The organism is Micromonospora sp. NPDC049580, from assembly GCF_040675595.1.
Lineage (GTDB): Bacteria > Actinomycetota > Actinomycetes > Mycobacteriales > Micromonosporaceae > Micromonospora.
Genome location: NZ_JBFAPG010000762.1, coordinates 1 through 1,800, shown reverse-complemented (window position 1 = coordinate 1,800; position 1,800 = coordinate 1). Strand labels below are relative to the sequence as shown.

The following is a 1,800-nucleotide window of genomic DNA, read 5'->3' as shown; positions in this document are numbered from 1 at the left end:
CGCAAAAGCGGTGCGTGGGTTGAAGCAGAGCGCAAAGAGACTCGACCAGCTGCCCACCCCGCCGGCGACACCACGCCGTCAGCCGAGTGGGGCGGGTTGGCGCGTCAGCTCAGGAAGAGCGTGATCGGGAGGGCGACCAGGGTGGTGGCCACCGCGAGGGCCGTGGCACCGAGGGCCAGAGGCGGCCGGTCGGCAACCAGTAGGCGCTGTACGCGTACGTCCAGGTCGCGGTCGCCCAGGCCCAGGGCGCCGGCCGGGGTGACCCGGTGCCCGGCGGCGGCGAAACGACGAAGCGCGCCCGCCAGCGGCGCCTCGGCGTGCAGTTCGCGTGCCTTGTCGTCGGCGCGCATCTCGACCAGCAGGGCGACCCGCTCGTGCGCGTCGCGGACCCAGCCGAACCACGGCAGCGCCCGGCAGAGCGCGGTGAATGGCAGCAGCACCAGATCGTGTCGCTCATGGGCGTGCGCGCGCTCGTGGGAGAGCACGGCGGCCAGCTCGGCGCGGTCCAGCAGGCTCAGCGTGCCCGCGCTGACCACCACCTGCGGCTTCACCCCGGGCAGGCAGTACGCGGCGGCGCTCGGATGGTCCAGGACGAGCGCCCCGGGCGCGGCCGGGTCGTCCCGGGCCACCAGGGTGAGCAGGTCCCGGTGTCGGCGCTGGGCGCGGATGGTCCCGTGGATGCTGCGGACGGTCGTGGTGACGAGCACCGCTCCGATGCCGAAGCCCACCCCGACGCCGGCGAGGTGGAACGCGGTCACGCCGATCGGCAGGCTGCCGTGGGCGAGGTCGGTGGTCAGGGCGAGCAGTGCGCTGCCGGTCGGCAGGTCGTATGCGGTCAGCCCGAGGGCCATCGGCAGGCCCATCGCGGAGAGGCCCAACGCCAGCCCGACGGCCTGCCAGCAGACGATCGCCACCCGCGGGCTGCGCCAGGTCCAGGTGGAGCGGGCCAGCACCTGCGCGGTCAGATAGCAGGCGAGCATGGTGGCGGCGAAGTGCACGGCGTAGGCCATGGCGCGCGCCCTACCGCTCCGCTGCCTCGCCGGCCGGCCGCCGGCCCGCCGGCGGATTAACCCGGTCGGTCAGGGCGTCGGCCCCGCCCGTGGCGCCGTCGGCGGAACTCGGCCCGGCCAGCCCGGCCTCGCTGCCCAGGGCGGCCCGCAGCACCTCGGCCTCGGTGCCGGTCACCGAGCGGGCGAAGCGCACCAGCGCGGCGTCGCGGCTGCCGCCCAGGTCGAGGGCGTCGAGCATGAGCTGGGCGATGTGCGCCTCACGACTGGCCGCCGGCCGGTACCGCCAGGCGCGGCCCTCCCGTTCCCGCTGCACCATGCCCTTGCCGGCGAGCCGGTCGAGAACGGTCATCACCGTCGTGTACGCCAGTTCGCGGCCGTCGAGCGCGTCGGCCACCTCGCGCACGGTCACACCGTCCGACGTGCCCGGGACCACGTCCCACAGCACGTCCATCACCGCACGCTCAAGATCGCCCAACCGAGTCACCCCCCAATCCTACCCCCGGTAGTAGACCCCCCACCCACCCGACCAGCCCGATCACGAGTCACCCGGCCCGGAAGACCGATCCCTCGCGAACCCATGATCAAGACGGCCCCGGAACCGGGCAGCCTGGCGCAAGATCCGCACAAGAACAGGGATGTTGCTGCCTCCATCGCCCCGGAGGCAGCAACATCCCGGAAGTTGCGCAGATCCCGGCCGCCCCGCCGGCCCCGCCCGATCGCGCCGATCGCCCCGCCGGCCCCGCCCGATCGCGCCGATCGCCCCGCCGGCCCCGCCCGATCGCGCCGATCG

2 protein-coding genes are annotated in these 1,800 nt (G+C 74.6%); both read right to left on the bottom strand.

The genetic code is table 11. The features are described 5' to 3' along the window. Window positions 1–104 precede the first annotated feature (104 nt). The gene (locus AB0J68_RS31840; protein WP_354861579.1) at window positions 105–1,010 is read right to left on the bottom strand and encodes a M56 family metallopeptidase; all 906 of its coding nucleotides are present in this window, start codon (window positions 1,008–1,010) and stop codon (window positions 105–107) included. Between the two features lie 10 nt (window positions 1,011–1,020). Further along, window positions 1,021–1,494: a BlaI/MecI/CopY family transcriptional regulator gene (locus tag AB0J68_RS31835; RefSeq protein ID WP_363942552.1), complete on the bottom strand. Its 474-nt coding sequence runs from the start codon at window positions 1,492–1,494 to the stop codon at window positions 1,021–1,023. Window positions 1,495–1,800: the final 306 nt, after the last annotated feature.